Below are 25905 nucleotides of genomic sequence, written 5' to 3' on the forward strand. Positions count from 1 at the left end.
CTTGCCGGACGGGCGATTCCGGCCGATTCGCGGAGTAACGTGCGTTTTTCTCATGCTCGACGCGAAAATAAGTCGTTTGTCGTGCGCTAAACGCATGAACAGAATGGCCTCTATCCCGTGCCGTGCGTTTCGCCGCCCGAAGCGATCCGCCCGCATCCATCGGAGGAGCCACTTCATGCGCATCGAACGCAACTACATCAACGGCCGTTTCGTCGTCCCGGAAAGCGACGCGACCATCGTCGTCCACAATCCCGCCACCGAAGCACCGTTCGCGCGCGTGCCGGCCGCGACGCCGGCCGACGCGCTGGCCGCCGTCGACGCCGCGGCCGCCGCGCAAAAGGCGTGGCGCAAGCTGCCGAGCGCCGAACGCGCGACCTGCCTGCACAAGCTCGCCGACGCGCTGACCGCACGCGCGCCCGACATCGGCGCGGCGCTCGCGCAGGAATCCGGCAAGAGCGTCGCGGACGCGTCGAACGAAGCCGTCTACGCCGGCCAGATCACGCGCTACCACGCCGAGTGGGCGCGCCGGATCGAGGGCGAGATCATCCCGAGCGACACGCCCGACGAGAACCTGTTCCTGCAGCGCGAGCCGATCGGCGTCGTCGCGTGCCTGATCCCGTTCAACTATCCCGTCTACACGCTGCTGCGCAAGGTCGCGCCCGCACTGATCGCCGGCAACACCGTGGTCGTGCGGCCGAGCAACCACACGCCGGTGTCGGCGTTCGAGATCGCGAAGGCCGTCGACGAAGCCGGTTTCCCGCCGGGCGTCGTCAACATCCTGACGATGGACCATGCGACGGCCGAGGCGCTGTGCACGCATCCGGCGGTCGGCATGATCACGCTGACGGGCAGCGTAAACGCGGGCCGCAAGGTGCTCGACTACTGCAAGGCGAACATCGCGAAGCCGTCGCTCGAACTCGGCGGCAAGACGCCCGCGATCATCGAGCCCGACGCCGACCTCGAACGCGCGGCCGCCGCGCTCGTCGCATCGAAGACGACCCATTGCGGCCAGCTCTGCACGGCCATCGAGCGCGTGTACGTGCACGACAGCGTGCACGACCGCTTCGTCGCGCTGCTGAAGGAGAAGATGGGCGCAGTGCGCAGCGGCGACCGCGCGGCCGATTCGTCGAACATGGGCCCGCTCGTCAGCGCATCGGCGCGCGCCCACATCCACGGGATGGTCGAACGCGCGATCGCGGCCGGCGCGACGCTCGAAACCGGCGGCGCGATCCCCGACGGCCCCGGCTTCTTCTACCCGGCCACGCTGCTGACGAACTGCCGGCAGGACATGGAGATCGTGCGGGAGGAAACCTTCGGCCCGATCATGCCCGTGCTGCGCTACCGGACGATCGACGAAGCCATCGGCTTCGCGAACGACCACCAGTTCGGGCTGTCGTCGGTGCTGTACACCGAGCACTACCGCACCGCGATGACCGTCGCGAACGCGATCGAGGCGGGCGAGCTGTACGTGAACCGCACGCCGGCCGATCCGTACCAGGGCTTCCACGCCGGCTGGAAGCGTTCCGGCCTCGGCGGCGACGACGGCAAGCACGGGATGCTCGAATTCACGCAGACGCGCCTCGTCGTCATGAAGTACTGACACGGCAGGGCCGACGCCCCGTTTCCGGCGCGCGCATCCCGACACCGCGCCGCGCGCGCCGCCCCCGATCCGATCGAATACAAAACAAATCTGCAGACCGCCGCCTGAAGGCGGTCTGATGGAGGAAGACATCATGCCGACCCAACCGTCGACGCCCGCGACGTCGCTCGCGTTGCAAGACAAAGCGCACGACGCACACGCGTCGCACGACTCGCGCGCGCAGCGCTACCTGCAACTGCTGCTGCTCGTGATCGCCGCGGGCGCGATCTACCCGATGCTGTACCTGCGGCAGGTGTACCAGCCGACGATGCTGCAGTTCTTCCGTATCGACGACGTGCAGCTCGGTTACCTGTACTCGTCGCTCGGCACGATTTTCCTCGTCAGCTACCTGCCGAGCGGCTGGCTCGCCGACCGCCTGTCGCCGCGCTGGCTGATCTGCTTCTCGCTGCTCGCGACGGGCGCGCTCGGGCTCGTCTATGCGACCGGGCCGTCGTTCAACACGCTCGTGCTGATCTTCGGCGGCTGGGGGCTGACCACCGGCCTCACGTTCTGGGCGGCCGTGATCAAGCGCGTGAACATGATCGCGGGCCCCGACGAACAGGGCCGCTTCTTCGGGCTGCTCGACGGCGGCCGCGGGCTCGTCGAGGCGCTGCTCGCAACGATCGCGATCACGCTGTTCGCGTACGTGACGCAGGCGCACGGCGGCACCGATGCGGCCGGCTTCAAGCTCGTCGTACACCTGTACGCATTCTTCTGCATCACGCTCGGCGTGCTGCTTGCGCTGGTGAAGGATCCGGCGCGCACGGGCGATCGCACGGCGGCCACAAAGCGCCGCCAGGGCAACGTGCTGACCGACCTGAAGACGCTCGCGGCAATCCCCGAGCTGTGGCTCGTCGCGGCGATCGTGTTCTGCGGCTACCAGGTGTTCTGGGCGACCTACAGCTTCTCCGCGTACCTGCACGAAGGCAACTTCGGGCTCAGCGCGACGGCTGCCGGCTTCATCACGACGCTCAAGCTGTGGATGCGCCCCGTCGGCGGCATCGGCGGCGGCTTCCTCGGCGACCGCGTATCGAAGGTGTCCGTGCTGTTCTGGGCGCTCGTGCTCGCGGCGCTGTCGCTCGTCGGGCTGATCGCCGCGCCGCCGCACAGCCCGCAGGCGATGCTCGTCGTGCTCGTGCTGTTCATCGGCATCCTCACCTACGCCATTCGCGGCCTGTACTGGTCGCTGCTCGACGACTGCAAGGTACCGACGCATTGCGCGGGCCTCGCGATCGGCCTGATCTCGGTGCTCGGTTATTCGCCCGACGTGTTCGTGCCGCTGATCAACGGCTACGTGACGCAGACCTACCCGGGCGCGCACGGCTACCAGCTCTATTTCGGCTATATCGCGGCGATCGCGCTTTGCGGTGCGGGCGCCGCCGCGTTCCTCAAATACCGCCTCAACCGCCTCAAGGAGTCCGTATGAAGATCGTTTCGCTCGAAACCCATATCGTCGCCGTGCCGCCGCCGCATGTCGGCGGGATGTACTGGATCTTCGTGAAGCTGAAGACCGACGACGGCATCGAAGGCGTCGGCGAGATCTATTCGGCGACGTTCCACCCGAAGGCGATGGGCCCGATCATCGACGACGTGTTCGACCGCTACCTGCTGAATCACGATCCGCACCACGTCGAGCGGCTGTTCCGCCAAGCGTATTCGAGCGGCTTCACGCAGCGGCCCGACCTCACGATGATGGGCGTCGTCAGCGGCCTCGAGATGGCGTGCTGGGACATCATCGGCAAGGCTGCCGGCAAACCCGTGTACGAACTGCTCGGCGGGAAGATCCACGAGCGGCTGCGCTCGTACACGTACCTGTATCCGAAGAACGCGAACGGCGAATACGACTACGACGATCCCGATCTCGCGGCAGAATGCGCAGCCGAGAACGTGAAGCTCGGCTTCACGGCCGTCAAGTTCGACCCGGCCGGCCCGTACACGGCCTACTCGGGCCACCAGTTGTCGCTCGAAGTGCTCGACCGTTGCGAGCTGTTCTGCCGTCGCGTGCGCGAGGCCGTCGGCAACAAGGCCGACCTGCTGTTCGGCACGCACGGGCAGATGGTGCCGTCGTCGGCGATCCGGCTCGCGAAGCGGTTGGAGAAATACGACCCGCTGTGGTTCGAGGAACCCGTGCCGCCCGGACAGGAAGAAGCGCTCGCCGAAGTCGCGAAGCACACGTCGATTCCGATCGCGACCGGCGAGCGCCTGACGACCAAGTACGAATTCCACAAGCTGCTGCAGGCGGGCGGCGCGTCGATCCTGCAACTGAACGTCGCGCGCGTGGGCGGCCTGCTCGAAGCGAAGAAGATCGCGACGCTCACGGAAGTGCACTACGCGCAGATCGCGCCGCACCTGTACAACGGGCCGGTCGGCGCGGCCGCGAGTATCCAGCTCTCGACCTGCACGCCGAACTTCCTGATCCAGGAAAGCATCATGACGTGGGGCGGTTTCCATGCCGAAGTCGTGAAGTCGCCGATCCGCTGGGAAGACGGCTACATCATCCCGTCGAACGAGCCGGGCCTCGGCATCGAGCTCGACATGGAGGTCGTGCGCCGTCACACGCCGTACACGGGCAATCGGCTGCACCTGCAGATGGGCGACAAGCCCGTCGACGTGAAGGATCTCGCTCCCGCGAAGGGCTGACCAGGAAAAACGCGACCATGACTTACGACTACATCATCGTCGGCGCGGGCTCGGCCGGCTGCATCCTCGCGAACCGCCTGAGCGAATCGGGCCGGCACTCGGTGCTGCTGCTCGAAGCGGGCGAACGCGACGCGTCGTTCTGGTTCAAGGTGCCGGTCGGCTTCACGAAGACCTACTACAACCGCCGCTACAACTGGATGTACTACAGCGAGCCCGAGGCGCAGCTCGCCGAGCGCCAGCTGTACTGCCCGCGCGGCAAGGTGGTCGGCGGATCGGGCTCGATCAACGCGATGGTCTACGTGCGCGGCCAGCGCAGCGACTACGACGACTGGGCGAACGCCGGCAATCCGGGCTGGGCGTACGACGACGTGCTGCCTTACTTCCGCAAGCTCGAAACCCACGCGGCCGGCGCGACCGATCCGCAGCATCACGGCTCGACGGGGCCGATCCACATCACGTCGATGAAGGCCGACGTGCATCCGATCGTCCACGAGTTCCTGAAAGGCTGCGGGCAACTGAACCTGCCGCGCACCGACGACTTCAACGGCGCGCAGTTCGAAGGCGCGGGCATCTACGACCTGAACACGAAGAACGGCGAACGCTGTTCGAGCAGCTTCGCGTACCTGCGGCCCGCGCTGGGTCGCGCGAACCTCACGCTGCGCTCGGGCGTGCTGGTGCTGCGCGTGACGTTCGACGGCACGCACGCGACCGGCGTGGTCGTCGCGGGCGAACACGGCGACGAGACGCTCGTCGCCGCGCGCGAGGTGATCCTCGCGGCCGGCGCCGTCGATACGCCGAAGCTGCTGCAACTGTCGGGCGTCGGCGATCCGGCGCTGCTCGCGCGCCGACGCGTACCGCTCGTGCATGCGCTGCCGGCCGTGGGCCACAACCTGCAGGACCACCTGTGCGTGAGCTTCTACTTCAAGGCGAACCGGCCGACGCTGAACGACGAGATGGGTACGCTGCTCGGCAAGCTGAAGATCGGGTTGCGCTACCTGCTGACGAAGCGCGGCCCGCTTGCGATGAGCGTGAACCAGGCCGGCGGCTTTTTCCGCGGCACGGACGATGCGCAGGAACCCAACCTGCAGCTCTATTTCAATCCGTTGTCGTACCGGATTCCGAAGAGCGACCGCGCGAGCATCAAGCCCGAGCCGTATCCGGGTTTCCTGATCGCGTTCAACCCGTGCCGGCCGACGAGCCGCGGCACGATCGAGATCGCGTCGAACCGCGCGGAAGATGCCGCGAAGATCCGCATCAACGCGCTGACCACGCAGAAGGATCTCGACGAGGCCGTGCAGGGCAGCAAGGTGATCCGCGCGCTGATGCGCGCGCCGGCGCTGAAGTCGATGACCGTCGAGGAAATCTCGCCGGGGCCGCAGGTCGACTCCGACGACGCGATGCTGCAGTACTTCCGCGAGCAGTCGGGTTCGATCTACCACCTGTGCGGCTCGTGTGCGATGGGGCCCGATGCGGCGACGTCGGTCGTCGATGCGTCGCTGCGCGTGCACGGGCTGCAGGCGCTGCGGATCGTCGATGCGTCGGTGTTCCCGAACATCACGTCGGGCAACATCAACGCGCCGACGATGATGGTCGCGGAGAAAGGCGCGGACCTGATTCTGGCCGACGCGCAACACGCAGAAACCGCCGGCGCGCGGATGCGCACCCGCGAAACCGTCCCGCACTGACGCGACGGCGCGACGCTCGTGCGAACCCTGGCGCCAACCGTTTCCCGCGGAATCGACGCGCCCCGCGGATGGAAGAGAACGCGCGATTTCCGCACGATCGCGTCTCCGGCAACGGCGGCCGGCCCCGTGCATCGTCTGGTCCCGACAATGCCCGCCGGCACACGGGAAAACACCGCCATGAACACGCCGCGCGGCCCGCGCGCACAGGCTCGAAACGTGCATTCGGTTGTGACGAAAGTCCCCGTGAAACGGGTGTCGCCGTGTCGTCCGTTGTCCACCGTACGCGAGCAAGGGTTTGTCTGGTTGGCTTTCGATGCCTGCCTGCACTAGCCTCGTGAGGTCTGCCGTCGCGTCGTTCGGCCGGCGGGACGTGACGTGACGTTGTGGTGGTTGTGCACACGACAATCCAGTGTCGGCGCGCGGCCTCGCTGCCGAAGTTTCATTGCGTTCGATCACGCACATCGATGCCGCCAGAGAGACATCCTTTGGCTCGCGTGCGATGTGACGCGCGTTCAGCGCTCGCGTGACGTGACGCGCAGCGAAGCGATCCGGGGCAACGCGCGCGCCGGCCTGCCGTCGGCGTGCACCGGGGGGAACCGCGGGCCCGATCGTGGAGACGCACCGTGAAGCGCATGCCATTTCGCTGCATCCATGCCATCAGCTATGCAAGCGTGCTGCTCTTTCAGGCCGAAACGCACGCGCAGTCGCTGGACGCCCAGTCGACGCAGGAGAACATTTCCGTACTGCGCCAGGAAGTCGATCACCATCTGCAGGAACTGAACGCGCTCAAGCGCAAACTGGCCGACGAAGAAGCCAATCTCTCGCGTCTGAGCCGGGCGCTGGACAACCGGGAACTCGCGACCCGGCGCGGCGCGGGCCCCGGTGATGCCGGCGGCCCCGGCGACGCTGCGCCGCAGGCCGATACCGGCGCCCCGGGCGGCACGGCAGGCAACGCCCCCGGCAACGTGCAATCCGCGGCCGGGTCCGCCGCGGCGCCGAGCCAGCCGGTCGGCCAGGCGCCGGTGCCGGACACCGCACCGCCGCCCGTCGCGCCGATCTTCGATCAGCCCGGCGTGCTGACGCCGAAGCACAAGTTCGTCGTCGAGCCGTCGTTCCAGTTCAACTATTCGTCGTCGAACCGCGTCGCACTCGTCGGCTACACGATCATCCCGGCGCTGCTGATCGGCCTGGTCGACGTGCGGGAAGTCAAGACGACCACGCTGACGGGCGCGGTCGCGGTGCGCTACGGGATCACCAACCGGATGGAAGTCGAAGTCCGCGTCCCCTATGTGTACTCGACGAACGACACGATCAGCCGCGAGATCTTCACCGGTACCGCCCAGGACAACGCGTTCAACAGCCACGGCAAAGGCCTCGGCGACGTCGAAATGACGCTGCGCTACCAGTTCAATACCGGCGGCCCCGACAAGTTCTATTACATCGGCTGGCTGCGCTTCAAGACCGCCACCGGCAAGAGCCCGTTCGACGTCGTCACCGACTGCGTCACGCGCTGCGTCGGCAATGCCACCGGCACCGGCCTGCCGCTCGAGCAGCCGACGGGCTCCGGCTTCTATGCGGTCCAGCCGGGCCTCACGTGGCTGTTTCCGTCCGATCCGGTGGTGTTCTTCGGCAACCTGAGCTATCTGCACAGCTTCAGCCGCGACAATCTCAGCCTCACGATTCGCGACGGACAAAAGGACTTCATCGGCAAAGTGCAGCCCGGCGACATCTGGGGTTTCAATATCGGCATGGGCCTCGCGCTGAACGAGAAAGCGGCGGTGAGCCTCGGCTACGACCAGAGCATCGTGCTGCCCACGAAACAGAACGGCCAGACGGTGCCCAGCTCGGTGCGCGTGATCCTCGGCTCGCTGCTCGTCGGTTACTCGTACCGGCTGTCGCCGAAGACCACGCTGAATCTTTCGATCGGCGCCGGCCTCACGCGCGACACCCCGGACGTGGTCATGACGCTGCGCGTGCCGTTTGCATTCTGATCGCCGGACGGCGCCGACGGCGGGCCGCGCGACGCCCACCGGCCGGCGGGCCACTGCCCGCTCATCCGCCATTCATCGGTCGCTTACCGAGCCTTTATCGCCCCTTCATCGTCCCGGCAACGCGCCGATCAGCGCATTGTTCAGCGTCTGCATCACGTTCAGGTTCTTGAACGTCGACAGTGTGTTGACGGTCGTGTTGATCGTCGTCATCGCCTGGATTTGCTGGTTGTTCAACGTGTTCTGGATCACCGCGCCGGTCAGCGCCGGCAGCGCGGCGGGCTGCGCGGCGTTGGCGGCGCCAACCTGGATCAGTGCGCCCGCGTTCGCGGCCGCCAGTGCCTGCGCCTGTTGCGCAGTGATATGACTGATGTCCGGGATGTTGAAGCTGGTCGTCGTGACCAGATTGCCGTTCACGAACGCGACACGCGATACCCCGAACGAAACCTTCAGGCCGCTCGGCAGATCGAAGCCGCCGCGCATCGCATCGAGGCGCGCGTCGCTGAGCGCGATCGCACCGGCTGCCGGCCAGTTCCGTTCGCGCTGCACGCCCCGCGGTTCCGAGGCCGGCGGCCCGGCCGCGCACTCCGCCATCGCGAGCGGCGCGGCACGCAGGATCGGTGCCACCCCGGCCCGCGACTCCGCGGGCGCCGTATCGGCGCCCGCGTTCGTGCCGGATGCCGGCGCGACGCCGCTGCTCGTCTGCGCGACAGGCTCGACGGTCGCGGCCGGCGCGCCGTCCTGCATCGCCGCCGCACTCACGGACGTCATCCCGCCGCACACCATCGCGGCGATGCCGGCGATCTTCCTGGTCTCGGATCTCATGACGGTCCTCAAAAGTCGCTCGGGCCGTGCTTCGGCATCACGACGTTGTACAGGCCGTCGCGGGCGATGCCGGTGTAGAGCGGTGCGCTGGGCGCGACGCGCCAGTCACGCGGGTCGTTGAACACCGCCAGCTCGGGCCGGTTGTGGATCACGAAAATCACATGGTCTTCCCACTTCTGCTCGAAACTCGCCAGCGACATCGGCCGCGTGCCGGTGGCCGGATCGCCGACGAGCACACGCCCGTCACGCAGCCCCTTCACGACCACGAAATGGTGATAGCCGTGCTCGGTGATCAACACGATCGCCGGCGTGTGCGTCTTGGCGAGCGTCTGCAACGGCAGCTCGAAGCCGTCCGCGACGAAGCCGTGCGCGTCGAGAAAACGCCGGATGTCGAGCAGCGAGAAGCCCTGCCGGCGGATCTTCTCCTGATTGCCGTTCTCCCACATCTGGGCGAAGGCGGTCTGCTCGGTCACCGGATAGTCATACTGATAAGTCAGCAGCGTCGCGACGGCAGCCGACCCGCAGCTGAAATCGAACTGCTGCTTGACGGTGCGCTTGAAGCGCGCTTCCTTGAGACTCGTGACGTGCATCGCATAGCCGGCGCCCGCCGGATCGACGACCGTCATCTCGTCCGCCTGTGCAGCCGGGCCGGATAGCGCGCACGCGAGCGCCGCGATGCACGCTGCGGCAACCTGTCTCATCGCTCAGTTCCCGAAGCGCACGTTGAGCACCGTCGCGTTCTGAATCAGCACGTTCGCGCCGGTATTCTGGATGACCGTCGGCAGGCCGCTCGCATTGGCGAACGAGCCGTCGGCGATCGAATTCGAGCCGGTCGACACCCGGTTCGCCACGTTGTCGGTCACCGCGCCGGTCAGATAGTTCTGGCCGATCAGCGCATCGCCGCCCCGATGCTCGTCGAGCTGGTCGGGCGACATCGCGACGCCGAAGCTGCCCGCTTGCGCGGTCGCGGCGCCGGTCGCAGGGGGTGTAGTTGTCGCAGGGGGTGCGACGGCCGCGGCCGGATCGGCCTGATCCGCGCGTGCGGCGGGTAGGGAAGGGGCGGCTGCCGGCGCAACGCCGACGGTTGCCTCCACCGCAACGGTTTGCGACCCGTCAGCCGTGGCATGGGCCGTCAGGCCCGGCAGCAGCGCCGCAGGCAATATCACCAGCGAAAGTGCCGTTCGGATTCGCATGACTGTCTCCTTGGCCCCTGCGCGAGTTGGCTCGAACCCGGCGCACAGGGAGCGGAATCCGCGTGACCGTCGATCGACGGAAATCAGTCCGGCCCGCGCCAACGGGAGCGAGACGGCCGTTCGGCCATCCCGCCCTCGCCGGCAGTCCTGTCCATCGGCGATGGAACGCAAGCCGCGGGATCGCCTGCGCCCGCGTCAATGCATCCGGCTCGCCAGGACCAGCCAGCCGTTCTAACGTCCTACGGTCAGGTTCGCCTGCACGGTCACAGCCTGCTGAACGAGCGACGCCATGCCGCTGTTCTGGTTGGCGACCATGATGCCCGCCGCGGTCTGGCCGACGCTCGCCATCGCGTTGGACATGTTGAACGTCCCCGCGTTGACCGCATTGGCTCCGCCTGCGCCACCCGCACCGCCGACCGCGCCGTTACCGACGCCGCCGTTGCCGGTGCCGCCTGCGCCGCCCGCGCCGCCCATCGCGCCTACCGCGCCGCTACCCGCGGTTGCGCTGCCGTTGCTGGCTGTCGTCGTCGCGCCGCCGTTCGTCGCGCTGCCGCCCGTGCCCGAGCCGCCGGCACCGCCGTTGCCCGCCGTGGCCGCCGCCGCGCCGCCGTTGCCGCCCGCCGCCGCACCCGAGCCGCCGGTGCCCGAGCCCGATCCGCCCGAAGCGGTCGACGTACCCGCCGACCCTGCGCCGCCGGTGCCGCTACCCGAGCCAGTGCCGGTACCCGTGCCGGTGCCGGTACCGCTGCCGGCCGATGCCGACGCGCTTCCGCTGCCATGATTCCTGGCCCACGCGGAACCGGGATCGGCTGTGCCGGTGCCGCCGCCCCAGCCTGTGCCGCTGCCCGTGCCGGCGCCGCCCACCCCGACCGAAGCCGCGATCGCGCCGCCGCCCTTGCCGGAGCCGTAGCCGCCGCTCGCAGTGGCATTGCCGCCACTCCCGCCGCTGGCGACAGGTGAACCGCCGGCTCCGCCGCCGCCGCCGTTGCCGGTGCCGGCCCTCGCGCTGCCATTGCTGGCGTTGCCCGCCGTGGCGCTGCCGTTATGCGCGCTGCCACCGCTGCCGCCGGCGCCGCCCGCGCCGCCGCCGCCGCCGTTACCGCCCGTGCCACCGTAGCCGTACCCGTTGCCGCCCTTGCCGCCGCTTCCGCCGGCCGCGCTGCCCGAGTTGGTCGCGTGGTTGCCGATGCCCCAGACCTGGACATTGCTCACGTACCCGTCGAGTTTGCTGATCGCGACGATCTTGGTGCTGTTGTACGAATCCTGATAGACGCTCGCGCCAGGCGAGACTTCATTTGCATTGGACCCGGTGCTGCTGGTCTGGCTTGAGCTGACTGCGTTGCTGAGAGTGTTCGATCCGTCATCGGCTTTCTGGCTGCATGTCGAACTGGTATCGCTGCTGCATGGATTCGCCATCGCGTAGCCGCTGCATCCCAAGGCGAGAAGCGCAGCGGACGCCAATAAAGTTTTACGCATGAAATCCTCCTGAAGTAACGAGGAACGGTTGGCCGACCGCACCAATCCGGACGACACCACGCATCGGCGATGCCAATCTCGCCAGCGGCATGACTGCAAAGAGACCGTTGGATGCTTCACACGACATGGCCCGACCCGCCCGATTCCGGCACGCGGTTTATGTTTCAAGTCTGAAACGTATTGATCGGCACGGTGCCGGGGCATCCGTGATGCGCGGATGGATTTCCCCTTTGTATTCAGACGCTTGCCCGATCTTCCCAAGGCGGCCCCTGCAAGCGCGGCATGTTTCACTTTTGAGGCTGCCGTCCGGGCGCATCCGGGTATGCCTGCAGCGCCGGATATTCGATCTCGATCGCAAACGCACGCCCGGCAAGGACGCACGCGAATTCATTCCGCCAAGTCGTTAAAAACCCGCATGAAGCGCCATTCAGAAATGTTTCGACTGTGATAGGACGCTTTTTCTTCGGAACCTGTTAGCGGCGAGCGTTGGCGCGCGCGGGTCGGGTTATCGGCCGGAACGAGGATTCCGGCAGGCAGGCGCGATGGAATGGCGACGCAAATCCCGCTGCGGTGCACCGCACGGAACCCGTGGGCCGCCTGCGGTTCAATCGTGTGCGGGGTGCCCGCCGGCTGCCGCTCAAAACGCAGGCGGGGCACCCCGTGCTTCGTCGGCCGTTCTCGCGCCGGCTCAGTTCACGCTCGACCGCTTCTCGACGAACCGCCGCACATAATCGTCCGCCGGCCGCGACAGGATGTCGTCCGGCGTCCCGACCTGCACGAGCGTGCCGTCGCGCAGGATCGCGATCCGGTCGCCGATGCGCAGCGCCTCGTCGAGATCGTGCGTGATGAACACGATCGTCTTCGAAAGCGTCGCCTGCAGTTCGAGCAACTGATCCTGCATCTCGGTGCGGATCAGCGGATCGAGCGCAGAAAACGCCTCGTCCATCAGCAGCACGTCGGTGTCGGCCGCCAGCGCGCGCGCCAGCCCGACGCGCTGCCGCATCCCGCCCGACAACTCGTCAGGATAATGATCGCCGTAACCGTCGAGCCCGACCTTCGTCAGCCAGTTGCGCGCCGCGTCGGCCGCGTCGTGCCGCTTTTCGCCGCGCGTGCGCAGCGCATACGCGGCGTTGTCGAGCACGGTCTGGTGCGGCAGCAGCCCGAAGTTCTGGAACACCATGCTGACCTTGTAGCGGCGCAGCTCGCGCAGCCCGTGCGCGTCGAGCTTGATCACGTCGCTGCCGTCGATCACGATCTCGCCGGCCGTCGGCTCGATCAGCCGGTTGAAGTGCCGCACGAGCGTCGATTTCCCGGAGCCCGACAGCCCCATGATCACGAAGATCTCGCCCGACTCGATGCCGAGACTCACGTCGTTGAGCCCGACGTTGCAGCCCGTTTCGGCCAGCACGTCGGCCTTGCGCTTGCCGGAACGCAGCAGGTCGAGCACGCGCGCATGCGCGGCCTGCGGCCCGAACAGCTTGTACACGTGTTTGACGTCGATGGTCGCCATGTCTGCCTCCGTTCCTATGCGCGCGACGATTGCGTCGCCTGATTCGAATCGACGCCCGCCGACTGCGCCTTGCGCGGCAGCCGGTACGGCACGCGCGACGCGCCCTTCTGCCGGCGCTGCTGCGCGAGCCGGCGGCGCGCGCGCCGCTCCTGGCCGAAGCCCTGGCTGATCCGGTCGATCACGATCGCGAGGATCACGATGGCGAGGCCGGCCTGCGTGCCCTTGCCGACGTCGAGCGTCTGGATGCCCGCGAGCACGTCCTCGCCGAGCCCGCGCGAGCCGATCATCGACGCGATCACGACCATCGACAGCGCCATCATCGTCGTCTGATTGATGCCGGCCATGATGCTCGGCCGTGCCAGCGGCAACTGCACGTTGACGAGCAGTTGCCAGCGCGTCGTGCCGAACGCGCGCGCGGCTTCCGTCACGTCCGGATCGACCTGGCGGATGCCGAGATCGGTCAGGCGGATCAGCGGCGGCAGCGCGTAGATGATCGTCGCGAGAATCGCGGGCACCTTGCCGAGGCCGAACAACATCAGCACCGGAATCAGGTAGACGAAACTCGGCAGCGTCTGCATCACGTCGAGCACCGGCAGCAGCATCCGGCGCAGCCACGCGCTGCGCGACGCGAGGATGCCCAACGGCACGCCGAGCGCGACCGACAGCACCGTCGCGACGAGCATCAGCGCGAGCGTCTGCATCAGCTTGTCCCACAGGCCGAAGCAGCCGATCGCGTAGAGCAGCAGCATGAAGAGCACGCCGAGGCCGATGCGGCGCGTCGCATTCCACGCGATCGCGCCGACGACCAGCAGCACGAGCCACGGCGGCGCCACGCGCAGCACGCCTTCGAGCGGCACGAGCAGGTAGCGCAGCAGCATCGTGCTGAAGTGATGGAAGCTGTCGCCGTATTGCGCGACGAAAGTCTCGAGCGCGCTGTTCACCCAGTCGGCGATCGACAGGTGCAGAAAGAAGCCGTTCATGTTGAATCTCCGTCGCGCCGCGAAGGCGCGTGACGGCGACGGCAGGCGCGGGCCCGCCGCCGCGCGCAGGTTACGCGCCCTTCAGGCTGCCGGCGATCTTCTGTGCGACGTCGGCCGGCACCCACTGCTTCCACATGTCCTGGCGAGTTTTCAGGAACTGCGTGGCCATCGCCGCGCCGTCGATCTTCCTGGTCGTCATCTCGAGGATCGTCTGGTTCAGGAAGTCCATCGGAAAGCGCACCTTGCCGAACACGCCGACGAGATCGGGGTTCGCATCGGCGAACGGCTTCGACACGCCGACCGTCAGCCGCGACACCATGTACGACGACGCGCACTGGTGCGTGCTGCTCTCGTCGCGCAGCGTCTTCCAGCATGCTTCGTTATAGGCCGGCATCTTCAGTGCCGCGAACTTGTATTTCGCCATCAGCGCGGCCGGGCCCCAGTAATAGAACACGATCGGCGCACCGCGCTGGTACGCGGACGCGATCGCCGCGTCGAGCGCCGCGCCCGTGCCCGGATGGAAGTTCGTGTACGTCTGGTCAAGCTTCAGCACGCGCAACAGGCGCGTGTTCACGCGCTCGCAGTCCCAGCCCGTCGGGCAGTTCAGGAAGCGGCCCTTGTCCGGCTCCTCCTCGTCGGCGAACACCTGCTTGTACTTCGGCAGATCGTCGATCGACACGAGCCCCGGCGCGACCGGCTTGATGTTGCGCGCCGGATCGCCCTTCACCACGTATTCGGGCACGAACCAGCCTTCCGTCGTGCCGCCCGGCAGCGTGTCGCCGATCAGCTTCACGGCGCCCGACGCGACGGCCTTCGCGGTGATCTCGCTGCGGCCCGTCCACTGCTCGGCCCAGATCTGCAGGTCGTTGCGCGCGAGCGCCGTTTCCGTCGCGGCCGTGCTGCCCGGCACGACGTCGGTCTTGCAGCCGTAGCCCTTCTCCATGATCTGCCGCAACACCTCGGTCGCGAACGACCCGCTTTCCCACGTGATGCCCGCGAAATGGACCGTCTTGCCGTCGGCGCACGCGCCGCCGGCCGCGTGGGCCGCGGGCGCGGACAGGATCGCCGCGGCGGCGAGAAGGACCGTTTTCAGTCGTCGAATCTGCATGGTGGGTCGTCTCCAAATCGAATCTGTTGTTTGTGCGTCGCGGCATGCGCGGCGACCGGCGAATCGCGTATCCCTCCACGTCCGGTCAGCCTGCATGTTTCAACCGCCAATTTGTTTAGGGAAACGAGTAATTCCGATCATTGCAATCGGCAGCGCCAATCGATCGCCGGACACCCCGTCAGGCCCGCCGGGCGGGCCTCGCGGCCGATTTTCCGAGACCGCGCACGGCCTGCAGCGGGCTGCGTCGCGCCCCCGTTCCGCCGTTGCCCGGCCGGCGTTGAACCGCGGCTGCGCGCACGCCGTTTCGGCTGTCGAAACCACCCGTCGCGCCCCCATCGGCGATCCCGATCCCATCCATCGAAATTACTCGCTTTCGATTCCGTTTCGGCTTCGGAAGAATGCGCGGTGTCATCGGAGGAGACACGACCCGACACTGCCGGTCGCCGCGCCGCCGCGCATTGCGCGTTTCCGGCGCCGCGCGCGCTGCGCCGGGTCGCCCCGGATGACGGGACGCGCCTCGCCGGACGCGCTCACGACAACCGATACAAGCTGGATACCCCGGAGATCTCTCAATGAACAAGAAACTGACGGCGCTCGCCGTAACGGCCGCATTCGCGTCGCCCGCGTTCGCGCAAAGCAGCGTCACGCTGTACGGCGTGATCGACGAAGGCCTGAACTACACGAACAACGTCGGCACCGGCCACGTCTACGAGATGGCGAGCGGCTACGCGCAGGGCAGCCGCTGGGGCCTGAAGGGCAGCGAGGATCTCGGCGGCGGCATGAAGGCGATCTTCCAGCTCGAGAACGGCTTCGACGTGAACACCGGCCGGCTCAACCAGGGCGGCCGCATGTTCGGCCGCCAGGCGTACGTCGGCCTGAGCCAGGCACAGTACGGCACGCTGACGTTCGGCCGCCAGTACGACTCCGTCGTCGACTATCTCGCGCCGACCACCGCGAACGGCAACTGGGGCGGCTACCTGCTCGCGCACCCGTTCGACAACGACAACACCGACAACTCGTTCCGCCTCGACAACACGGTGAAGTACGCGAGCCCGAACTTCGGCGGCTTCCAGTTCGGCGGCGCGTACAGCTTCAGCAACAGCACGAGCTTCTCGGACAACCGCGCGTACAGCTTCGGCGCGCAATACCAGAACAACGGGCTGCTGATCGGCGCCGCGTACCTGCAGGCGAACCATCCGGGCAACGGTTCGGCCGGCGCGATCACCGCGAACGACGCGAGCTACATCGCCGAGCGCATGCGCGTGTTCGGCGCGGGCATCAACTACACGTTCGGGCCCGCGACGGTCGGCTTCGCGTACACGAACTCGAACTACAAGAACCCGACCGGCAACGGTTACCTCGGCACGCCGGGCGCGATCATCGCGCCGGGGGCGACGGTCAGCGCGATCAAGTACCAGAACTTCGAAGTGAACGGCTCGTACCAGATCACGCCGGCGTTCATGGTCGGCGCGCAGTACGTGCTGTCGCTCGAGAAGTACGACGCGTCGACCGGCGACGCGAAGCCGAAGATCCACTCGGTCGGGCTGATGGCCGACTACAACCTGTCGAAGCGCACCGACGTGTACGTGCAGGCCGCGTACCAGCACATCGCCGGCGACAAGACGAACTCGATCCTCGACCAGGCGTTCATCCCCGGCACCGACGCGCCGTCTTCGACGTCGAACCAGGTGGCCGTGCGTCTCGCGCTGCGCCACAAGTTCTGACGCGGCCGGGTTCTCCGTTCTTCACGCGACACCCGCGCGGATCCGCCGAGGTGTCTTTGCCCGCCGCCACGCGCCCAGCGCATGCCGGCGGGCTTTTTCGTCAGGGGGCGGCTCGACGCGCGCTGCCGCCCGCCTCGTCGTCACCATCGCCCTGCTCATCCTCACCGGTACCGCCGAAGACCACGCGTCCCGTCAACCATGACAGGTCGGCAACCGCCCCGCCTCCGATACACTGTGCGCGGCCTCGACAGCCGGCTCCGGCACTCGCCGCCGACCCGGCCCTGCCCCATTGAGCGCGTCCCCGGCGACACGATCCGCCGGCGGGCCCGCACGACGCACCTCCCGATCACGATCCGTTGGAGTCTCGCTTGAAAACCTGGCGCCGCACGCTGCTTGTCTTTGCCGCCGGCCTCCTGGCCGCCGCGACCACATCGGCCCATCCCGTCTGCACCGTGGTCGCCGATGCCGCCACCGGCCAGATGCTCATCCAGCGAGGCGATTGCGCGACCCGCGTCACACCGGCGTCGACCTTCAAGGTGGCGATCAGCCTGATGGGCTTCGACGCCGGCTTCCTGAAGGACGAACACACGCCGACGCTCGACTTCCACGCCGGCTATCCCGATTGGGGCGGCGCCCCGTGGCGCGTGCCGGCCGACCCGGCGCGCTGGATCAAGCTGTCGCTCTTCTGGTACTCGGAACAGGTCGCGCAAGCACTCGGGCCGGCACGCTTCCAGCAGTACACGAACGCATTCGGTTACGGCAATACGGACGTGACCAGCAAGCAGGGCGAACTCAGCGGCGTGATGGGCGCATGGGTCAATTCATCGCTGCGAATTTCGCCGCTCGAACAGGTCGCGTTCATGCGCAAGATCGTGCACCGGACGCTACCCGTCAGCGCGCATGCGTACGACATGACCGAGCGCATCACGCTGATCGACGCGCAGCTGGACGGCTGGACCGTGCATGGCAAGACGGGCACGGGCTCGCCGGGCTTCAGGTACGACAGCGCGCACGCGTACGGCTGGTTCGTCGGCTGGGCGAAGAAGGGGTCGCGCACGCTCGTGTTCGCGAACCTGATTCAGGACGACAAGCGGCAGACGCCGAACGCCGGCCTGCGCTCACGCGATACGTTCCTGGCCGCGCTGCCGGCACTCGCCGAACCGGCCCGGCCGCAATGAGCACCGCGCCGCGCAACGCGCGGATCGACCTGCTGCGCGGCGTGTCAATCCTGCTCGTCCTGCTGCACCACTTCAACATCGCGTATCCGCTGCGCGACACGGCGCTCGCGCGCATGCTCGGCTGGGACACGGTCCATGCGATCGTGCGCAACGGCAACTACGGCGTGACGATATTCTTCGCGATCTCGGGCTACCTGATCACGTCGAATGCGCGCCGCCGCTGGGGCAGCCTCGGTGCGCTCGACGTGCGCGCGTTCTACATGTCGCGGGTCGCGCGCATCGTCCCGTGCCTGCTCCTGCTGCTCGCGCTCGTCAACGGCCTCGCGGCGGCCGGCGTGCCGATCTTCACGAACCATGCGCCGCAGGGCATCGCCTTGTCGTTCTGGCTCGTGAATCTCGCGTCGCTCACGTTCTGGATGAACGTGCTGATCGGCGCGTACGGATGGGTCAACTACGCGCTCGGCGTGCTGTGGTCGCTGTCGGTCGAGGAGGTGTTCTACCTGTCGTTTCCGCTGCTGTGCATCGCGCTGCGCCGCGACACGCGGCTGTTCGCGTTCTGGCTGCTGATTGCCGCGATCGGCCCCGTGTACCGCTTCACGCATCCTGGCGACGAAGGCGGATTCCTCTATGCGTACTTCGCGTGCTTCGACGGCATCGCGATCGGCTGCTGTACCGCGTTGCTCGCCGAACGCGCGCGCTGGCAGGTACTCGCGGCGGCGCCCGTGCAATGGCTCGCGGTAGCGGCGATGACAGCGCTCTATCTCGCGTGGCCGATCGCGGAAAGCCATGTGATCGGGATATCCGCGATGGCGCTCGGCACGGCCGTGCTGCTGATCGGCGCGCATGCGGAACGCGAACACGGGCACGGCCGCGTGCTCGCGCCGCTGCGCTGGAGCGGCCGGCTCAGTTACGAGCTGTATCTGTTCCACCTGATCGTGCTCGGCGCGCTGCGCACGTTCTGGCCGCCGTCGGGTACGCACGGCGACGGCAAGCTGGCGTTGCTCGTCGCGTATCTGGTGCTGTCGGCCGGCTTGAGCGCGGTCATCGCGCGCGGCTATGCGACGCCGCTCGACCGCTTCATCAAGCGGGTCGCGTCGCGGCCCGCGGCGCGCGTGCCGGACGGCGCGCGCTTCTAGCGCTTCGTCGGCGACCTGTTCCGGGCGGCGGCGGAAAAAAACCGGCCAGGGCCCGGCCGTATCGCGACGATACCGGCCGGCCTGACCGCAAGCCCCGCTTGCGAAACGTCGATCGACCGCGCAACCGCGTCATCGGTCGCGCGTCGGTCAATCCAGATAGTCCGCGTATTCCTTGTGCGCGTAGCCGGCGAGCGCCTGCCACGGCAACGGCTCGCGCCGCGCGGCAGGCACCTGCGTCAGCGTCAGCTTGCGCACCACGCGTCCGTCGGCACTGCGGTATTCGACCGACAGCGGCGCCTGCAACCGTTCGCTCCACAGAATCCGGTTCACGCCGCGCGCGCCGGGCGACTCGACCGCCTGCTCGTACCAGCGGGTGCCGGGCGCGTCGCCGCGCGTCGCCGCCGCGAGCCGCTTCAGTTGCGACGGCGGCGTGACGTAGTACGCGTTGTCCCACGAGCCGTCGAAGCCCGTGGTTTCGTACTCGGCCGGCGGCACGCTAACGACCGTCCGGGTCGCCGCGTCCACATACTCGATGCGCGCCGTCTTGCCGTCGTAGGTCACGTGCCGTGCGGCTGCCTGGAAGTTGAAGTGCTTGTGTCCGGCATGGGCGGCGGCCGGCTGCACACCGGCACGCGGCGGGTCCTGGCGCACACGGCCCGCGTCGTGGTCATGGTCGTGATCGTGTTCGTCGCCATGACCGCCGCCCGCCGCCGCGACGGGCAGCACGCGCTCGACCCACACATGCCCGTCGCGCCGAACCATCCGTTCGCGGTACATCGTCGTGCGCGTCACGCCGTCGGCCGTCACCGTGCGGCTTTCGTGCAGCAACACGGCGTCGAGATCCGCCGCCGCACCGGCGGGGAGCGCAGCCAGCCCGCAAGCGAGCGCGCAGAGAAGCTGGCGTTTCATCGGAGGGTCCCGTTCGTCATGAAGTCGCCGGCCTCAGAAACCGAACGCCGAGCGCACGAGACCGAACACCTTCGTGTTGTCGATCGTGCCCTTGAACGCCTTCGCGTCCGCGCCGTCGGCAAACAGCATCACGTCGCCGCCGCCGTGCGTCTCGGAGCCCGCACTGCCCATCCGCACGCCGACTTCCTGCAGGTACGCCTCGTTCATCGCCGTGGCCGAATCGACCGACGCGCGCACGTTCGGCCGGTTCGCGCCATTGCCGAACACCAGCGTCGTGTAGGTATTGCCGTCGGCATCCTTGCTCGGCTGGCCGTCGCGATAGTTGCGGCTGATGTCGAGAATCGGATTGCCGCGCTTCGAATAGCCGTTGATCGTCATCGTGTGGTCGTGGTCGGCCGTCACGACGATCAGCGTATTCGACAGGTCGACCTTCGACAGCGCGACGCGAATCGCTTCATCGAATGCCACCGTATCCTCGAGCGCGCGCTTCGCGTTGGTGCCGTGCAGCGCATGATCGATCCGGCCGCCTTCGACCATCAGGAAATAGCCGTTCGAGTTCTTCGACAGCACGTCGATCGCCTTCGACGTCATGTCCGCGAGGCTCGGCTGCGACGGCCCTTCGCCCTTGCCCGCGACGCGGTCCAGCTCGTACTCGAGATGGCTGGTCGAACTGAACAGGCCGACCAGCTTGCCGTTGCCGGCTTGAGCGAGCTGATCCTTCGTAGCCACGACCGTGTAGCCCTTCGCCTTCATCTCGTCGAGCAGGTTGCGCCCGTCCGCGCGGCCGCGCTTGTTCGCCACCGGATCGAACGGCGTCCAGTGATTGCGGCCGCCGCCCATCAGCACGTCGACGCCGTCGCCGAGCGCCGCGTTGTAGCCGGCACCGCCCGGCGCCGCCTGCGCGGCGATGTCGTACTGCGCGTCGCGGTGGCAAATGTGCGAATAGGTCGCGGCGGGCGTGGCGTGCGTGAGCTCGGTCGTCGTGATCGCACCAACCGCCTTGCCGCGCGCCTTCGCCAGTTCCAGCAGCGTCGCGACCGGCTGGCCGTTGCCCGACGCGCAGTGGTTGACGGTCTTGTTGCCGTTGACGTCGCTGCCCGGCGCAACTGCGCGCGTGTCGGACGACATCGACAGCACTTCGTTGTTCATCTTCACGCCGGTCATGTACGCGGCCATCGACGGTGCGCTGTCGGTCGTCTGCGCGTCGTTCGAGAAGGTCTTGACGCGCGCGGTGCGGGCCAGCTTCTCCATCGTCAGTTGTCCCGACTCGCCGACCTTGTAGATCCGGCTCGCCGTCACGGTCGTCGGCCCCATGCCGTCGCCGAGAAAGAAAATCACGTTCTTCGCCTGGCCGGCGGCCTGCGCCGGGCCGCATGCGAAACCCACGACGGCCAACGCAGCCGCGATGCACTTGATGGTCGACATCCTGTATTCCCCTGTACCCGTGTTGTCGGCGCTCAAAGCTGCACCGCGTTGCGCACCAGCTCGAAGACCCTGTTGTTCTCGATCACGCCGTGGAAGGCATCCGCGCCGCGGCCGATCGCACCGAGGAACACATCCGTGCCGCCGTGCGTCTCGCTGCCCTTGTCCATCCGCACGACCGCCTCCTGGCGATAGTCGTCGGCGCCCGTCACCGCGTCGGTGAGCGCGGTGCCCGCGCGGCTGCCCTGCACACGGTTCTCGCCGTTGCCGAAGCCGATGATCGTGTACGGCGCGCCGTCCGCGTCCTTCGCGACCGCGCCCGTCTGATAGCTGCGCAGCACGCCCAGCACGCCGGGCTTGCCCGCTTCGGTCTTGCCGGTGCGCGCCGCATAGCCGTTCAACACCAGCGTGTGATCGTGATCGGCGGTGACGACGATCAACGTGTTCTTCAGGTCGGGATCGGTCTTGCGCACCTTGTCGAGCGTCGCCTTGATCGCGTTGTCGAACGCAACCGTGTCCTGCAGCGCGCGCTTCGCATTGGTGTCGTGCAGCGCGTGATCGATCCGGCCGCCCTCGACCATCAGGAAATAGCCGTTCGGGTTGTTCTGCAGCACGTCGAGCGCGCGCGTCGCCATGTCGGACAGGCTCGGTTCCTTCGTCGCGCCGCGATCGAGGTCGTAGCTCATGTGGCTCGACGAAAACAGGCCGACCAGCTTGCCGCTCTTCGTCGCATCGGCGGCCAGCAGGTCGTCGCGGTTCTGCGCGAACGCGTAGCCCTTTGCCTTCAGCTCGTTGACGAGGTTGCGTCCGTCGGTGCGCTTGCCGCCGCCGTCCTTCGGCACGAAGAATTGCGTGCCGCCGCCGAGCACGACGTCGACGCCGTCGCCGAGCGCGCCGTTGTAGCCCGCGCCGCCCGGCACGAGCTGGGCCGCGATGTCGTTCTCGGCATCGCGATGACACACGTGCGCGTAGGTCGCGGCAGGCGTCGCGTGCGTGACGCGCGTGGTCGTCACGACACCGGTGGCCATCCCCTTCGCCTTCGCGATCTCGAGCAGCGTCGACACCGATTTGCCGTTGTTCGCGCCGCAGTTGCCGGTGAGGCCGGCGGTCGGGTCGACCGCCTTCGTGTCGGGCGACATCGAAATCACTTCGTTGTTGGTCTTGACGCCGGTCATGTACGCCGACATCGACGGCGCGCTGTCCGTCACCTGCGCATCGTTGGAATAGGTCTTCACGAACGCGGATTCGGGCAGCGTGTCGATCGTGAGCGCGCCGTCTTCACCGACGGCGTAGATGCGTGCGGCCGTCAGCGTCGTCATCCCCATGCCGTCGCCGAGGAAAAAGATCACGTTGCGCGCCGCCGCCTGCACGGGCGCGGGCGTCGAGCTGGTCGGGCCATCGTCGCTGTTGCATCCGGCAAGCGCAAAGGCGCCGGCACACAGCAGCGCCGCCATTTTGATTCGATTCATGTTGCCGGTTCCCCCCGGTGTTGATGCTTTCGAAATGAAAGGCGATGGTAGGAACCTGATGTGACGACAATATGAATGGAAATTGGAAGGATCGGTATGACTTATGAAAGAAACCGGCGCGGCGCCGTGTTCGGGCGCCGTGCGCACGGCCGCGTCAACCGGCGTGTTCGGTGGCGACGCTGCGCACGGTCACGATTCGCGCAGGCGGAATATTTGCCCAGACGATACGGCTGCCGCAGGCAACAAATGCCGAATCGCCCAACGGATGACGGCCGGGCGAGCGCAGGTCGTACGTGAACTGGATCATCACGCCGTCGGCCGACAGCACGCGGTGACATTGATCGACGATGGCCGTCACGTCCTGGCGCGGCAGCGTGCGCAACGGCAGGCACGACACGATCGCATCGACCCGCGCGTCGGGCGGCAGCAGCCGTTCGAGCTGCCGCGCATCGCCCCACACGATCGAGACATCCGGAAAGCGTCGCCGCAGGTGCTGCACGAACGCCGGCGAGCGCTCGACCACGACGAGGCGCCGCGGCGCGACGCCGCGTTCGAGCAACGCCGCGGTGATCGCGCCGGTGCCGCCGCCGAGTTCGACGACCAGCCCGTCGCCGTCCGGCACCGCGTCGGCCATCTCGCGCGCCAGATGCCGCGAACTCGGGCACAACGCACCCACCGCGGCCGGACGGCCGACCCACTCGCGCACGAACAGTGCCGAGACACGCCACGCGTTCGGCCAGATCATTGGCCGGCCTTGAGCGGTTGCGCCGTCGGTTTCGACGCGCCGATGACTTCGTGGAACGGGGCTACGGCAACACGGGGCTTTTTCACGTGCATCCTCCTGGACGAATCGGTCCGTCGCAGGAAGAGCGACGATCAAATCGATTCTAGGAAACGCAATCTTAAGGCGACGTGAAGATTGTCCCTAATACGCGGCATCGCGCTCCTGTGCTGCGCGCCCGTGCCGTACCCGTCCCGGATCAGCGATCGATGCGCTGCTGGAAGTGCGCGGGATAACGCTCGCCGACGATCCTGACCTGCTGCAGCGCCGTCTCGATCGCGGCGAGATCGTCGGCCGTCAGCGTGACGGCGGCCGCGCCCACGTTCTCGTCGAGCCGATGCAGCTTCGTCGTGCCCGGAATCGGCACGATCCAAGGCTTGCGGGCCAGCAGCCAGGCCAGCGCGATCTGCGCGCGCGTCGCGCCTTTGTCGGCGGCGATGCGGCCGAGCAGATCGACGAGGCCCGCGTTGGCCTTGCGGTTTTCCTCCGAGAAACGCGGCACGACATTGCGGAAGTCAGTCGCGGCGAACGTCGTGTTCGCATCGATCGCGCCGGTCAGGAAGCCTTTCCCGAGCGGGCTGAACGGCACGAAGCCGATACCGAGTTCCTCGAGCGTCGGCAGGATCCGCGCTTCCGGCTCGCGCCACCAAAGCGAATACTCGCTTTGCAGCGCGGCGACCGGCTGCACCGCGTGCGCACGGCGAATCGTCTGCTCACCGGCTTCCGACAGCCCGAAGTGCGCGACCTTGCCTTCGCGGATCAGATCCTTGACCGTGCCGGCCACATCCTCGATCGGCACGTTCGGATCGACGCGATGCTGGTAGAACAAATCGATGCGATCGACCTTCAGCCGCTTCAGCGCCGCGTCGGCCACTTCGCGGATATGCGACGGGCGGCTGTCGACGCCCTTCATCGCCTCGCCGTTCTCGAAACCGAACTTGGTCGCGATCACGACCTGATCGCGAAACGGCGCCACCGCCTCGCCGACCAGTTCCTCGTTGACGAACGGGCCATACGCTTCCGCCGTGTCGAAGAACGTCACGCCGCGCTCGAACGCCGCGCGGATCAGCGCGATGCCGCTCGCCTTGTCGGTGGCGGGGCCGTAGCCGTAACTCAATCCCATGCAGCCGAGCCCGATTGCCGAGACTTCGAGGCCACTGTTTCCAAGCACGCGCGTTTGCATGAATTTCTCCTGCTGAAAGATGAAGACGATCGACGAGACGCCGAGGAAGCCAGTGTAGGTTGATGGATACCGCTCAACAATCAGCGTACTATTTCATGCGTTATTGATGAAATCTCACAAATGCAACGCACCGGCATCGGCGAACTGACGACCTTCATCACGATCGCGGAGCAGCGCAGCTTCAGCGGCGCGGCCCGCATCCTGGGCGTGTCGCCGTCGGCGCTGAGCCATGCGATCCGCCACCTCGAAGCGCGGCTCGGCGTGCGGCTGTTCAACCGCACGACGCGCTCCGTCGCGCTGACGGAGGCTGGCGAACAACTGCTGCTGCGCGTGCGGCCCGCGGTGGCCGATCTCGAGGACGCGCTGAACGACGCCGCGACCGCCCGCAACCGGCCGTCCGGCCAGATCCGGATCAGCGCATCGGAGGCCGCATCGCGCCCGCTGATCCGGCAAGTGCTGCCGGCCTTCGCCGCCCGCTACCCCGATATTCACGTCGAATTCGTCGTCGATTCGCGGCTGATCGACATCGTCGAGCACGGTTTCGACGCCGGCATCCGCGTTCATGAAGACGTGCCGCGCGACATGATCGCCGTGCGCTTCGGCGACCCGGTGCGCTTCGTCGCGGTGGCGTCACCCGGCTACCTGTCGCGGCACGCGCCGCCGGAGAACCCGCCGGACCTCATGCGTCACGCGTGCATCCGGTACCGGTTCGAAAGCGGCACGCTCTATCGCTGGGACCTGATGCGCGACGGCAAGCGCGTGACCGTCGATGTCGACGGGCCGCTGACACTCGGCAACCAGAACCTGATGATCGACGCGGCGCTGGCCGAGATCGGAATCGCCTGGGTCACGGAATCGCGCGTCGTCGACCATCTGGCGTCCGGACGACTGGTACGTGTGCTGCCCGAGTGGAGCCAGACCTTCGACAGCCTGTGCCTCTACTATCCGGCGAACCGGCATCCGCCGGCTGCGTTGCGGCTGTTCGTCGAGGCCGTGCGCGAGTGGGCGACGCAGCCCCGGCCGGTCGAGAACGAATCGTGAACCGCACGCGATGCACGC

The 25905-nt window shown here is 67.4% G+C and carries 22 protein-coding genes; 9 read left to right on the forward strand and 13 right to left on the reverse strand.

Annotated features, from left to right (window positions below; all coding sequences use genetic code 11):
- Window positions 1-175 precede the first annotated feature (175 nt).
- From aldA to JYG32_RS26450, 5 genes are all read left to right on the forward strand, one after another.
- Complete coding sequence (aldA, locus tag JYG32_RS26430) at window positions 176-1600, forward strand: aldehyde dehydrogenase (protein ID WP_213265573.1); 1425 nt, start codon at window positions 176-178, stop codon at window positions 1598-1600.
- Between the two features lie 133 nt (window positions 1601-1733).
- Entirely contained in the window at window positions 1734-3065 is a 1332-nt protein-coding gene (locus tag JYG32_RS26435; RefSeq protein ID WP_249744651.1) for an MFS transporter, read from the forward strand.
- A complete protein-coding gene (locus JYG32_RS26440; protein WP_213265575.1) occupies window positions 3062-4279 on the forward strand; it encodes a mandelate racemase/muconate lactonizing enzyme family protein in 1218 nt (405 codons plus the stop codon). The genes JYG32_RS26435 and JYG32_RS26440 overlap by 4 nt, the downstream gene beginning before the upstream one ends.
- 17 nt (window positions 4280-4296) lie before the next feature.
- Window positions 4297-5964 (forward strand): GMC family oxidoreductase, encoded by a 1668-nt coding sequence (locus JYG32_RS26445; protein WP_213265576.1) that lies wholly within the window; start codon window positions 4297-4299, stop codon window positions 5962-5964.
- Between the two features lie 623 nt (window positions 5965-6587).
- Complete coding sequence (locus tag JYG32_RS26450; protein WP_213265577.1) at window positions 6588-7955, forward strand: acetate kinase; 1368 nt, start codon at window positions 6588-6590, stop codon at window positions 7953-7955.
- 105 nt (window positions 7956-8060) lie between these two features.
- Here the strand turns inward: JYG32_RS26450 and JYG32_RS26455 are convergent, their stop codons facing one another.
- The 8 genes from JYG32_RS26455 to JYG32_RS26490 form a co-directional block, all read right to left on the reverse strand.
- Window positions 8061-8777: a hypothetical protein gene (locus tag JYG32_RS26455; protein ID WP_213265578.1), complete on the reverse strand. Its 717-nt coding sequence runs from the start codon at window positions 8775-8777 to the stop codon at window positions 8061-8063.
- Window positions 8778-8785: 8 nt separating this feature from the next.
- Window positions 8786-9478: a C39 family peptidase gene (locus JYG32_RS26460; RefSeq protein ID WP_213265579.1), complete on the reverse strand. Its 693-nt coding sequence runs from the start codon at window positions 9476-9478 to the stop codon at window positions 8786-8788.
- Between the two features lie 3 nt (window positions 9479-9481).
- Window positions 9482-9970 (reverse strand): hypothetical protein, encoded by a 489-nt coding sequence (locus tag JYG32_RS39110; protein ID WP_249744652.1) that lies wholly within the window; start codon window positions 9968-9970, stop codon window positions 9482-9484.
- A gap of 231 nt (window positions 9971-10201) precedes the next feature.
- Window positions 10202-11446, reverse strand: coding sequence for a hypothetical protein (locus JYG32_RS26470; protein WP_249744883.1), 1245 nt, complete (start codon window positions 11444-11446; stop codon window positions 10202-10204).
- A 387-nt stretch (window positions 11447-11833) separates the two neighbouring features.
- Window positions 11834-12103: a hypothetical protein gene (locus JYG32_RS26475; RefSeq protein WP_213265580.1), complete on the reverse strand. Its 270-nt coding sequence runs from the start codon at window positions 12101-12103 to the stop codon at window positions 11834-11836.
- 31 nt (window positions 12104-12134) lie between these two features.
- The gene (locus JYG32_RS26480; RefSeq protein WP_174381710.1) at window positions 12135-12956 is read right to left on the reverse strand and encodes a quaternary amine ABC transporter ATP-binding protein; all 822 of its coding nucleotides are present in this window, start codon (window positions 12954-12956) and stop codon (window positions 12135-12137) included.
- Window positions 12957-12970: 14 nt separating this feature from the next.
- A complete protein-coding gene (locus JYG32_RS26485) occupies window positions 12971-13936 on the reverse strand; it encodes an ABC transporter permease (protein WP_174381711.1) in 966 nt (321 codons plus the stop codon).
- 70 nt (window positions 13937-14006) lie between these two features.
- A complete protein-coding gene (locus tag JYG32_RS26490; RefSeq protein ID WP_174381712.1) occupies window positions 14007-15044 on the reverse strand; it encodes an ABC transporter substrate-binding protein in 1038 nt (345 codons plus the stop codon).
- A 572-nt stretch (window positions 15045-15616) separates the two neighbouring features.
- Between JYG32_RS26490 and JYG32_RS26495 the strand changes: the two genes are divergently transcribed.
- From JYG32_RS26495 to JYG32_RS26505, 3 genes are all read left to right on the forward strand, one after another.
- The gene (locus JYG32_RS26495) at window positions 15617-16768 is read left to right on the forward strand and encodes a porin (protein WP_213265581.1); all 1152 of its coding nucleotides are present in this window, start codon (window positions 15617-15619) and stop codon (window positions 16766-16768) included.
- A 368-nt stretch (window positions 16769-17136) separates the two neighbouring features.
- Window positions 17137-17946 (forward strand): OXA-1043 family class D beta-lactamase, encoded by an 810-nt coding sequence (gene blaOXA, locus JYG32_RS26500; RefSeq protein ID WP_213265582.1) that lies wholly within the window; start codon window positions 17137-17139, stop codon window positions 17944-17946.
- Window positions 17943-19082 (forward strand): acyltransferase family protein, encoded by a 1140-nt coding sequence (locus tag JYG32_RS26505; RefSeq protein ID WP_213265583.1) that lies wholly within the window; start codon window positions 17943-17945, stop codon window positions 19080-19082. The genes blaOXA and JYG32_RS26505 overlap by 4 nt, the downstream gene beginning before the upstream one ends.
- A gap of 147 nt (window positions 19083-19229) precedes the next feature.
- Here JYG32_RS26505 and JYG32_RS26510 read toward each other — a convergent pair whose 3' ends face one another.
- The 5 genes from JYG32_RS26510 to JYG32_RS26530 form a co-directional block, all read right to left on the reverse strand.
- Window positions 19230-19991 carry a hypothetical protein gene (locus JYG32_RS26510; RefSeq protein ID WP_213265584.1) on the reverse strand — a complete coding sequence of 254 codons (762 nt, stop codon included), beginning with the start codon at window positions 19989-19991 and terminating at the stop codon, window positions 19230-19232.
- A gap of 33 nt (window positions 19992-20024) precedes the next feature.
- Window positions 20025-21416 (reverse strand): alkaline phosphatase, encoded by a 1392-nt coding sequence (locus JYG32_RS26515; protein WP_213265585.1) that lies wholly within the window; start codon window positions 21414-21416, stop codon window positions 20025-20027.
- 32 nt (window positions 21417-21448) lie between these two features.
- Window positions 21449-22882 carry an alkaline phosphatase gene (locus JYG32_RS26520; protein ID WP_213265586.1) on the reverse strand — a complete coding sequence of 478 codons (1434 nt, stop codon included), beginning with the start codon at window positions 22880-22882 and terminating at the stop codon, window positions 21449-21451.
- 154 nt (window positions 22883-23036) lie between these two features.
- Complete coding sequence (locus tag JYG32_RS26525; RefSeq protein WP_174381717.1) at window positions 23037-23627, reverse strand: class I SAM-dependent methyltransferase; 591 nt, start codon at window positions 23625-23627, stop codon at window positions 23037-23039.
- A gap of 235 nt (window positions 23628-23862) precedes the next feature.
- Entirely contained in the window at window positions 23863-24846 is a 984-nt protein-coding gene (locus JYG32_RS26530) for an aldo/keto reductase (protein WP_213265587.1), read from the reverse strand.
- A gap of 120 nt (window positions 24847-24966) precedes the next feature.
- Here JYG32_RS26530 and JYG32_RS26535 point away from each other — a divergent pair, with 120 nt between their 5' ends.
- Complete coding sequence (locus JYG32_RS26535; protein WP_213265588.1) at window positions 24967-25887, forward strand: LysR family transcriptional regulator; 921 nt, start codon at window positions 24967-24969, stop codon at window positions 25885-25887.
- Window positions 25888-25905 lie beyond the last annotated feature (18 nt).

Origin of the sequence: Burkholderia pyrrocinia (genome assembly GCF_018417535.1) — a bacterium.
Taxonomy (GTDB): Bacteria; Pseudomonadota; Gammaproteobacteria; order Burkholderiales; family Burkholderiaceae; genus Burkholderia; species Burkholderia pyrrocinia_E.

What these genes read in the sequence shown, in the direction of transcription:
- JYG32_RS26470 (WP_249744883.1), bottom strand. Translation starts at nt 11,446, where the DNA reads ATGCGTAAAACTTTATTGGCGTCCGCTGCGCTTCTCGCCTTGGGATGC.
- JYG32_RS26515 (WP_213265585.1), bottom strand. Translation starts at nt 21,416, where the DNA reads ATGTCGACCATCAAGTGCATCGCGGCTGCGTTGGCCGTCGTGGGTTTC.
- JYG32_RS26530 (WP_213265587.1), bottom strand. Translation starts at nt 24,846, where the DNA reads ATGCAAACGCGCGTGCTTGGAAACAGTGGCCTCGAAGTCTCGGCAATC.
- JYG32_RS26535 (WP_213265588.1), top strand. Translation starts at nt 24,967, where the DNA reads ATGCAACGCACCGGCATCGGCGAACTGACGACCTTCATCACGATCGCG.
- JYG32_RS26480 (WP_174381710.1), bottom strand. Translation starts at nt 12,956, where the DNA reads ATGGCGACCATCGACGTCAAACACGTGTACAAGCTGTTCGGGCCGCAG.
- JYG32_RS26460 (WP_213265579.1), bottom strand. Translation starts at nt 9,478, where the DNA reads ATGAGACAGGTTGCCGCAGCGTGCATCGCGGCGCTCGCGTGCGCGCTA.
- JYG32_RS26440 (WP_213265575.1), top strand. Translation starts at nt 3,062, where the DNA reads ATGAAGATCGTTTCGCTCGAAACCCATATCGTCGCCGTGCCGCCGCCG.
- aldA (WP_213265573.1), top strand. Translation starts at nt 176, where the DNA reads ATGCGCATCGAACGCAACTACATCAACGGCCGTTTCGTCGTCCCGGAA.
- JYG32_RS26485 (WP_174381711.1), bottom strand. Translation starts at nt 13,936, where the DNA reads ATGAACGGCTTCTTTCTGCACCTGTCGATCGCCGACTGGGTGAACAGC.
- JYG32_RS39110 (WP_249744652.1), bottom strand. Translation starts at nt 9,970, where the DNA reads ATGCGAATCCGAACGGCACTTTCGCTGGTGATATTGCCTGCGGCGCTG.
- JYG32_RS26445 (WP_213265576.1), top strand. Translation starts at nt 4,297, where the DNA reads ATGACTTACGACTACATCATCGTCGGCGCGGGCTCGGCCGGCTGCATC.
- JYG32_RS26520 (WP_213265586.1), bottom strand. Translation starts at nt 22,882, where the DNA reads ATGAATCGAATCAAAATGGCGGCGCTGCTGTGTGCCGGCGCCTTTGCG.
- JYG32_RS26490 (WP_174381712.1), bottom strand. Translation starts at nt 15,044, where the DNA reads ATGCAGATTCGACGACTGAAAACGGTCCTTCTCGCCGCCGCGGCGATC.
- JYG32_RS26525 (WP_174381717.1), bottom strand. Translation starts at nt 23,627, where the DNA reads ATGATCTGGCCGAACGCGTGGCGTGTCTCGGCACTGTTCGTGCGCGAG.
- JYG32_RS26495 (WP_213265581.1), top strand. Translation starts at nt 15,617, where the DNA reads ATGAACAAGAAACTGACGGCGCTCGCCGTAACGGCCGCATTCGCGTCG.
- JYG32_RS26435 (WP_249744651.1), top strand. Translation starts at nt 1,734, where the DNA reads ATGCCGACCCAACCGTCGACGCCCGCGACGTCGCTCGCGTTGCAAGAC.
- JYG32_RS26455 (WP_213265578.1), bottom strand. Translation starts at nt 8,777, where the DNA reads ATGAGATCCGAGACCAGGAAGATCGCCGGCATCGCCGCGATGGTGTGC.
- JYG32_RS26510 (WP_213265584.1), bottom strand. Translation starts at nt 19,991, where the DNA reads ATGAAACGCCAGCTTCTCTGCGCGCTCGCTTGCGGGCTGGCTGCGCTC.
- JYG32_RS26505 (WP_213265583.1), top strand. Translation starts at nt 17,943, where the DNA reads ATGAGCACCGCGCCGCGCAACGCGCGGATCGACCTGCTGCGCGGCGTG.